The sequence below is a fragment of the Lentzea indica genome, from assembly GCF_012184385.1.
Classification (GTDB): Bacteria; Actinomycetota; Actinomycetes; order Mycobacteriales; family Pseudonocardiaceae; genus Lentzea; species Lentzea indica.
Map to the genome: position 1 here is coordinate 36,005 of NZ_VSRL01000049.1, position 8,386 is coordinate 44,390.

The 8,386-nt window shown below is 69.2% G+C and carries 7 protein-coding genes and 1 pseudogene; 3 read left to right on the forward strand and 5 right to left on the reverse strand.

Going from position 1 to position 8,386, the window contains the following annotated elements; translation table 11 throughout:
• Positions 1-8: 8 nt before the first annotated feature.
• Positions 9-923 (reverse strand): annotated as a pseudogene (locus FXN61_RS56365) (MerR family transcriptional regulator); the annotation flags it as partial.
• Positions 924-1,103: 180 nt separating this feature from the next.
• Here FXN61_RS56365 and FXN61_RS16340 point away from each other — a divergent pair.
• Entirely contained in the window at positions 1,104-1,400 is a 297-nt protein-coding gene (locus FXN61_RS16340) for a WhiB family transcriptional regulator (RefSeq protein WP_167974800.1), read from the forward strand.
• A gap of 66 nt (positions 1,401-1,466) precedes the next feature.
• Here FXN61_RS16340 and groL read toward each other — a convergent pair whose 3' ends face one another.
• Together groL and groES are read right to left on the reverse strand one after the other, a co-directional pair.
• Entirely contained in the window at positions 1,467-3,089 is a 1,623-nt protein-coding gene (gene groL, locus FXN61_RS16345; RefSeq protein WP_167974802.1) for a chaperonin GroEL, read from the reverse strand.
• A gap of 86 nt (positions 3,090-3,175) precedes the next feature.
• The gene (gene groES / locus FXN61_RS16350) at positions 3,176-3,469 is read right to left on the reverse strand and encodes a co-chaperone GroES (RefSeq protein ID WP_030478362.1); all 294 of its coding nucleotides are present in this window, start codon (positions 3,467-3,469) and stop codon (positions 3,176-3,178) included.
• Positions 3,470-3,642: 173 nt separating this feature from the next.
• Between groES and FXN61_RS16355 the strand changes: the two genes are divergently transcribed.
• Together FXN61_RS16355 and FXN61_RS16360 are read left to right on the forward strand one after the other, a co-directional pair.
• The gene (locus tag FXN61_RS16355; RefSeq protein ID WP_167974804.1) at positions 3,643-5,148 is read left to right on the forward strand and encodes an alkaline phosphatase D family protein; all 1,506 of its coding nucleotides are present in this window, start codon (positions 3,643-3,645) and stop codon (positions 5,146-5,148) included.
• A gap of 46 nt (positions 5,149-5,194) precedes the next feature.
• Entirely contained in the window at positions 5,195-6,718 is a 1,524-nt protein-coding gene (locus FXN61_RS16360; protein WP_167974806.1) for an alkaline phosphatase D family protein, read from the forward strand.
• Here FXN61_RS16360 and tsaD read toward each other — a convergent pair.
• Positions 6,715-7,770 (reverse strand): tRNA (adenosine(37)-N6)-threonylcarbamoyltransferase complex transferase subunit TsaD, encoded by a 1,056-nt coding sequence (gene tsaD / locus FXN61_RS16365; RefSeq protein ID WP_167974808.1) that lies wholly within the window; start codon positions 7,768-7,770, stop codon positions 6,715-6,717. The genes FXN61_RS16360 and tsaD overlap by 4 nt on opposite strands.
• Complete coding sequence (rimI, locus tag FXN61_RS16370) at positions 7,763-8,221, reverse strand: ribosomal protein S18-alanine N-acetyltransferase (protein ID WP_167974810.1); 459 nt, start codon at positions 8,219-8,221, stop codon at positions 7,763-7,765. The genes tsaD and rimI overlap by 8 nt, the downstream gene beginning before the upstream one ends.
• Positions 8,222-8,386: the final 165 nt, after the last annotated feature.

The window sequence follows — 8,386 nt, forward strand, 5'->3', positions numbered from 1 at the left end:
GACGCAGCCACCGCCTCGGCGAGGTCGTCCACGCGCTCCGCCGGCGACGTGACCACCGCGCGCCGCCAGCCCGGCCCGCCGACGAACAGCCGGACCTGCTGCCGGGTACGGGGCAAAGCGGTGATCACCCCCGGATCGGCGTATCTCGGCAGCTGCGCCCACAGCACCACCGCGGAAGGAGCGGTACGGCGCACGGCGGCAGCCAGCGCGTCCATCGGCAACGCCGCTCCGAGCTGACGGACGACCACGCCGCGATGCGCCAGCTCGGCGGCCAGTGGGTAGAGAGGAAGGTTGTGCCTCTCCTCCGGCATGCAAGCGAGCAACACGGGCCGATGGTTGCGCCCAAGAGTGACGAGCGGCGTCGCGCGCACGAACGATGCGAGCACGCACTCGTTCAGAAGGTGCTCCACCTCGACGCCGGCACCGGAGAGCTGCCACCGCGCGGCCACGGCGGTCAGCACCGGGCGCACGACCTCGTTCCAGGTCGCGATCACCCCGTCGGAGGCCAGCGAGTCGGCGAGCATTCCCTGCACCGCGATGGAGTCCATCGCGACCGCCGCCCTGCCGAGTCCGCGTGCCAGTCGAGAGGCGCCGGGCATTTTGAGGCCACGTCCACCACCCGATGGCGCGACAGAAACCTCGCCATGCGTCATCGACGATTTCGAGTCGAGCGCGAAACGGGCCGCCTCGGCGGATGAGGCGCCACGAAGAAGAGCGCGCTGCATCAATTCCAGGCGGGCAACGTCGCGCGGCCCGTATTTGCGATGCCGCCCGGTCGTGTGATCGCTCGGCCCGAGCCCGTAGCGGCGGTCCCAGGTGCGAAGGGTGGCGGGAGCCACGCCGAGTCGCCTGGCCACCGCGGCCACTGAGAGAAGGGGCTCACTCGTGTGACTACCGGCAGATCTGTGCTCCGGCTGTGTCATCACGAGAGCCATGTTCCGTTCACCTCATCCGGGCGGCAACTCCGGGCGGTGAGTGATCGAACACGCGTGCCGTCACCCATCAGTTGATTTGGGTCTTCTGCCTCTTGAACAAGTTTTGACGCGGTTCTACGGTGGATCATCGTTAAGCCGAATGGAGCAGTCGTCACGGAGGCGGTCTCGATGGCGGACACCCGAAGGCTCCCCGGTCCCAACGCAGATCTGTGGGACTGGCAGATGCGCGGTTCATGCCGGGGTATGGACAGCGCGTTCTTCTTCCACCCCGACGGCGAACGGGGTCCGGCGAGATCTCGTCGGGAAGCCCGAGCCAAGGCAGTCTGCCTCGCCTGCCCGGTGCTGGAGATGTGCCGCAAACACGCGCTGGCAGTGCAGGAACCGTACGGAATTTGGGGCGGGCTCTCGGAATCGGAGCGCGACCACATCATCAAGTCCCGCAAGCGTCAATTGGCGATCGTCTAGACGGAAAAACCGGGTCGGCACCAAACGAATGGTGCCGGCCCGGTTCTCTTTTGAGTTCGAAAAAACTCAGTGGCCGTGCCCGTGACCGTGGCCGTGGCCACCAGCGGCGGGCTCGTCCGCCTTCTTCTCGACGATGGCGCTCTCGGTCGTGAGCACCATGCGTGCGATGGAGGCGGCGTTCGCCACGGCGGAGCGGGTGACCTTGACCGGGTCGATGATGCCCTGCTCCAGCAGGTCGCCGAACTCGAGCTTGGCGGCGTTGATGCCGAAGCCCCAGTCGCCCTCGCGGACCTTGTTCACCACGACGGCGCCCTCGAGGCCGGCGTTCGCGGCGATCCAGAACAGCGGCGCGGACAGGGCCTTCGCGACCAGCGCGACACCCGTGGCCTCGTCACCGGTCAGGTCCAGGCCGTTGTCCAGCACCTTGGCGGCGTGGACCAGCGCGGAACCACCGCCGGGCACGATGCCCTCCTCGACCGCGGCCTTGGTGGCGGCGACCGCGTCCTCGATGCGGTGCTTGCGCTCCTTGAGCTCGACCTCGGTGGCCGCGCCCGCCTTGATGACGGCGACGCCGCCGGAGAGCTTCGCGAGGCGCTCCTGGAGCTTCTCGCGGTCCCAGTCGGAGTCCGAGGCCTCGATCTCGCGGCGCAGCTGCTCCGCGCGGCCGGCGATGTCGGCCTTGGTGCCGCCGCCGTCCACGATCGTGGTGTCGTCCTTGGTCACGACGACGCGGCGGGCGGAACCCAGCTGGTCGAGCGTGGTCTCGGACAGCTTCAGGCCGATCTCCGCGGAGATCACCTCGCCACCGGTGACGACCGCGAGGTCGTCCAGGAACGCCTTGCGGCGGTCACCGAAGAACGGCGCCTTCACGGCAACGACCTTCAGGGTCTTGCGCACCGCGTTGACCACCAGCGTGGACAGGGCCTCGCCCTCGACGTCCTCGGCGATGATCAGCAGCGGCTTGCCGGCCTCCGCGACCTTCTCGAGGATCGGGAGGACGTCGGCCAGTGCCGAGATCTTCTCGCGGTGCAGCAGGATGCGGACGTCTTCGTAGACGGCCTCCTGCGCCTCGAGGTCGGTCGAGAAGTGCGTCGACACGTAACCCTTGTCGAACTGCACACCCTCGGTGATGACCAGCTCGGTGGCGAGCGTCGAGGACTCCTCGACGGTGATCACGCCGTCCTCGCCGACCCGCTCGATGGCCTCGCCGAGCAGGGCGCCGATCGACTCGTCACGCGAGGAGACGGTGCCGACCTGGGCGATGTTGTCGCGGCCCTTGACCGGGGTGGCCTTGGCCTTGAGCGCGTCCACGACGGCGTCGGCGGCGGCCTGGATGCCACGGCCGAGCGCGGTCGGGTTCGCACCCGCGGCGATGTTGCGCAGGCCTTCCTTCACGAGGGCCTGCGCCAGCACGGTGGCGGTGGTGGTGCCGTCACCCGCGACGTCGTTGGTCTTGGTGGCGACCGACTTGGCGAGCTGCGCGCCGAGGTTCTCGAACGGGTCGTCCAGCTCGATCTCGCGCGCGATGGTCACGCCGTCGTTGGTGACGGTCGGGCCGCCGAACTTCTTGTCGAGGACGACGTGGCGCCCGCGCGGCCCAAGGGTGACCTTGACCGTGTCCGCGAGCTTGTTCACGCCGCGCTCGAGAGCCCGACGAGCGTCCTCGTCAAAGCTGATCTGCTTGGGCATTTACCTCAAAGCCTCTCTGGGTAGCGAAACGCCCCGGTAGCCCCGGGATGGGGCGCCGGGGCGTCAGGCATGTCAGCCGCTGCGTCTTAGTTGACGACGGCCAGCACGTCGCGGGCGGAGAGGATCAAGTACTCCTCGCCGTTGTACTTGACCTCGGTGCCGCCGTACTTCGAGTAGATGACGACGTCACCGACAGCGACGTCCAGCGGGACGCGGTTGCCCTTGTCGTCGATACGGCCGGGGCCGACCGCGAGGACCTTGCCCTCCTGGGGCTTCTCCTTCGCGGTGTCCGGGATCACGAGGCCGGAGGCAGTGGTCGTCTCGGCCTCGGAGGCCTGAACGACGATCTTGTCCTCGAGCGGCTTGATGTTCACGCTCACCGGGATGACCTCCACGGGTCGTTGGCAGGTTTCGTTGTTACGGCTCCTGCCACCCCGCCGTCGCGGGGGTCGGGGCGGTGCTGGTGCCGTGCAGTTGGCACTCTACCCACGAGAGTGCCAACGCTTCAACGAGGGTCCCGAACCGCTCACCCATCGGGAGCCGTATTCAGTGCATGTCCACGTTGACGCGCCGAACGCTGCTGCTCGCAAGCATGGCGGGAGTCACAGCGTTCTCGGCCGCCGCATCCGCCCGGCCGAGCGACCCTTTCACACTCGGTGTGGCCTCGGGTGACCCGACACCCGACGGGGTGGTCCTGTGGACCAGGCTGGCCCGCGAACCGCTCGCCGAGGACGGCATGGGCGGCATGCCGTCCCGCCCGATCGAAGTCGAATGGCAGGTCGCCGGCGACGAACGATTCACCCGGATCGTCCAGCGCGGCTCCACCCCCGCCCGACCGGAGGAGGGGCACACCGTCCACCTCGAGCTCGCCGGGCTGGAACCGGGCCGCGAGTACTTCTACCGCTTCAAGGCGCTCAACCACCTCTCGCAGACGGGCCGCACGCGCACCACACCCCTGCCCAGCGCTTTGCAGGTGCCGCTGACGATGGCCTTCGCGTCGTGCGCGCAGTACGAGCACGGTTTCTTCACGGCCTACCGCAGGCTGGCGGAGGACGAGCCCGACCTGGTGCTGCACCTCGGTGACTACACCTACGAGTACGAGAGCGGCATCCACGTCGCGCCGCAGGGCAACGTCCGCCGCGTCGAGGGCCCGACCACCACGACGCTCGCGGACTACCGCCGCAGACAGGCGCAGTACAAGGCCGATCCCGACCTGCAGGCCGCGCACGCCGCCGCACCGTGGTCCGTGGTCTGGGACGACCACGAGATCGCCAACAACTGGGCGGGCCTGCAGCCGGACACACCCCAGGAGGACTTCGCCAAGCGCAGGGCGGCCGCGTTCCAGGCCTACTACGAGAACATGCCGATCCGCAGGTCACCGAGGCTGTACCGGCGGATCCGGTGGGGATCGCTGGCCACGTTCCACATGCTCGACACCCGGCAGTACCGGACGGATCAAGCCTGTGGAGACGGCCTGCAGCTGTGTCCGGAACGACTGGCTCCCGAGCGCACGATGCTCGGCGCGGCGCAGGAGGAGTGGCTGTTCAACGGGTTTCGCGGCTCCGAGGCGCGCTGGGACGTGCTCGGGCAGCAGGTGTTCTTCTCGCAGTACGACTACATCCCCGGCGACGTCGACAAGTTCCTGCTGGACGCGTGGGACGGCTACGTCGCCGACCGGGACCGGGTCGTCGCGGGGTTCGCGGACGTGCGGAACCCGATCGTGCTGACCGGAGACGTGCACGCGGCGTGGGGTGCGGAGGTCAAGCAGCGGTGGGACGACCCGTCGTCGAAGACGCTCGCGACCGAGCTCGTGACAACGTCGATCACCGCCGGCGGCGACGGTTCGGAGGAGTACGCGGAGACACAGTCGTGGCTGGCGGAGAACCCGCACGTGAAGTACTTCAACAACCGGCGCGGGTACACGCTGACCAGGTTCACACCCGATGAGCTGCGGTCCGACTTCCGCGGACTCGACTACGTGACGCGGCCGGGCTCCCCCGTGCACACCAAGGCGTCGTTCGCGGTGGAGGATCGAGTTCCAGGGCTTCACAGGCTCTAGGGGAACCGTTCACCTGACAGCCACCCTGGTGCGTGAGGGTCTCACCATGACTCGAGTGACGCGACGCGCACTCCTCATCGGGGGACTTGCGCTCACCACCGTCGGCGCGGGGTCGGCAAAGCTCACCGACCCGTTCACTCTCGGAGTCGCTTCCGGCGACCCGACCTACGACGGCGTGGTCCTGTGGACGCGCCTGGCACCCACTCCTCTCGCGGAGGACGGCATGGGCGGCATGCCGTCCCGCGTCGTCGACGTGAAGTGGGAGATCGCACTGGACGAACGGTTCCGGCTCGTCGTCCGCCGCGGCACGGCCCACGCCCGCCCGGAGGGCGGCCACAGCGTCCACGTGGACGTGCGCGGGCTTCTGCCCGGCCGCGAGTACTTCTACCGCTTCTCGGCGGAGGGGCACGTCTCGCGGACCGGCCGGACGCGCACGGCACCGGCGCCGTGGGCGTTGGGCAGCGGGCTCACGATGGCGTTCGCCTCCTGCTCGCAGTTCGAGCACGGCTACTTCACCGCGTACCGCAGGCTCGCCGAGGACCAGCCTGACCTGGTGCTGCACCTCGGCGACTACCAGTACGAGTACAAGAAGGGCACGTACGTGGCGCCGGGCGGCAACCCGCGCGACCACGAGGGCCCGGAGACCGAAACGCTCGCCAACTACCGGCAGCGGCACGCGCAGTACAAGTCCGACCTGGACCTGCAGGAGGCGCACGCCGTGGCGCCGTGGTCGGTCGTGTGGGACGACCACGAGATCGACAACAACTGGGCCGACGAGATCTACGAGAAGCCGGAGATCCCGCAGCCGAACTTCCTGGCACGTCGGGCGGCGGCGTTCCAGGCCTACTACGAGAACATGCCGATCAGGAACAAGCCCAACGGCATCGACCTGCAGCTCTACCGGCGGATCCAGTGGGGCGGGCTGGCGACGTTCCACATGCTCGACACCCGGCAGTACCGCGACGACCAGGCGTGCGGCGACGGGCTCAAGACCTGTCAGGAGCGGCTGAACCCGACGCGCTCGATCACCGGCGCCGAACAGGAGAAGTGGCTGCTGGACGGAATGCGGCGTTCACGCGCGCGTTGGGACGTCCTCGGCCAGCAGGTGTTCTTCTCGCAGCTCGACTTCACTCCGGGTGCGGTGGAGCGCAACAACATGGATGCGTGGGACGGCTACGCGGCCAACCGCGACCGTGTGGTCGCGGGCTTCTCGAACGTGCGCAACGCGGTCGTGCTGACCGGTGACGTCCACGCGGCGTGGGGCGCGGACATCAAGGAGCGCTGGAACGACCCGTCGTCGCGGACCCTCGGCACCGAGCTGGTGTCGACGTCGATCACGTCCGGCGGTGACGGCTCGGAGGAACGTCCGGAGACGCCGGCGATTCTCGCGGAGAACCCGCACGTGAAGTACTTCAACAACCGGCGCGGGTACGTGCGGACGAAGTTCACCGCCCGCGAGGTGCGGGCGGACTTCCGCGCGCTGGACTACGTGCAGAAGCCCGGCGCTCCGGTGACCACGAAGGCTTCCTTCGTGATCGAGGACCGCAACCCCGGGCTCAACCGCGTCTAAAGGATCTGGACCGTGCCGACCGGAAGGCCCGGCGTGGTCGAGAGATCCATCGGGGACGGCTTGGCGCCCGCCGCGACGAGGTGGGCGCCGACCGCCGCGATCATCGCACCGTTGTCGGTGCACAACCTCGGCCTCGGCACGCGCAGCTCGATGCCGGCCTCGGCGCACCGCTCGGCGGCGAGACCGCTCAGCCGCGAGTTCGCCGCGACACCACCGGAGATCACCAGCGTGCCGACGTTCAGGTCCTTCGCGGCGCGGATCGCCTTGGCGGTCAGCACGTCGGCGACGGCCTCCTGGAACGACGCGGCGACGTCGGCCAGCGGGATCTCCTCGCCTGCACGTTCTGCGCGCTCGACCCAGCGGGCGACCGAGGTCTTCAAGCCTGAGAAGGAGAAGTCGTACTTCGCGTCGCGCGGACCCGTCAGGCCGCGCGGGAACGCGATGGCGCACCCGTTGCCCTGCTTGGCGAGCTTGTCGATGGGCGGGCCACCGGGGTAGGGCAGGTCGAGCAGCCTGGCGACCTTGTCGTACGCCTCACCGGCCGCGTCGTCCACAGTGGACCCGATCTCGGTGATCGAGTTCGCCAGACCGCCCTCGACGAGCAGCAGCTGCGAGTGGCCGCCGGACACCAGCAGGGCGAGGCAGCGCTGCGGCAACGGGCCGTGCTGCAACGTGTCCGCGGCGACGTGGCCGGCGAGGTGGTTCACGCCGTAGAGCGGCTTGCCGAGCGCGGCGGCGTACGCCTTCGCGGCGGACACGCCCACCAACAGCGCACCGGCGAGACCCGGTCCGGCGGTGACGGCGATGGAGTGGACCTGGGAGAGCTCGACCTTCGCGGTGTCGAGCGCGCGGCGCATGGTCGGGACCATGGCTTCGAGGTGGGCGCGAGAAGCGACCTCCGGCACGACGCCACCGAAGCGGGCGTGCTCCTCGACGCTGGAGGCGACCTCGTCGGCGAGCAGTTCGAGCGCGCCGTCCGGGCCGAGGCGGACGATGCCGACGCCCGTCTCGTCGCACGAGCTCTCGATGCCGAGAATCAAGCGATCAGACACTGTGTGCGGGCCTTCCCATCGTGTACGCGTCGGCACCCGACGGCTGGTAGTAGCGGCGGCGCAGGCCGAGGTGCTCGAAGCCGTGCGCCAGGTACAGGGCGATCGCGGGCTCGTTGTCCGTGCGGACCTCGAGGTAGACCGGCACGCCGATCTCGTCGACGCGGGCAAGAAGGTCCCTGAGGAGCATCTTGCCGACGCCCCGGCCCTGCCAGTGCCTGATGACGGCGATCGTGTGCACGCTGGCTTCGTGCTCGGAGGCGGCGAGCCCGGCGTAGCCGATGAGCTCGTCGTCCGCGTACGCGCCGATGTAGTAGTTGCCGTTGTCGAGCTCGCTGTGGAACGCGTTCTCGCTCCACGGGTCCTCGCCGGGGAACAACGCCAGCTCGATCTCGTGGCACTTGGGCACGTCGGCGTGCTGCAGGGGCGCGAGCGTGACGGTGCCGGTGGTCATGCCCTGGTCACCCGCTTGCGCCCGGCGGGCTCGACAGCGTCGGGGCGGCGCAGGTAGAGCGGGGTGAGCGCGGCAGGACGGGCCTTGGCGAGCACCTCGGCGGCCGCGGCGGCGACCAGGCCCTCCGGGCTCGGGTGCTTCGCGCTCAGGAGTTCGAGTCCGAGG

Bases quoted from the DNA above. Each gene is read 5' to 3' on its own strand.
- FXN61_RS16340 (WP_167974800.1), top strand. From the start codon at position 1,104: ATGGCGGACACCCGAAGGCTCCCCGGTCCCAACGCAGATCTGTGGGAC.
- FXN61_RS16355 (WP_167974804.1), top strand. From the start codon at position 3,643: ATGTCCACGTTGACGCGCCGAACGCTGCTGCTCGCAAGCATGGCGGGA.
- FXN61_RS16360 (WP_167974806.1), top strand. From the start codon at position 5,195: ATGACTCGAGTGACGCGACGCGCACTCCTCATCGGGGGACTTGCGCTC.
- rimI (WP_167974810.1), bottom strand. From the start codon at position 8,221: ATGACCACCGGCACCGTCACGCTCGCGCCCCTGCAGCACGCCGACGTG.
- groL (WP_167974802.1), bottom strand. From the start codon at position 3,089: ATGCCCAAGCAGATCAGCTTTGACGAGGACGCTCGTCGGGCTCTCGAG.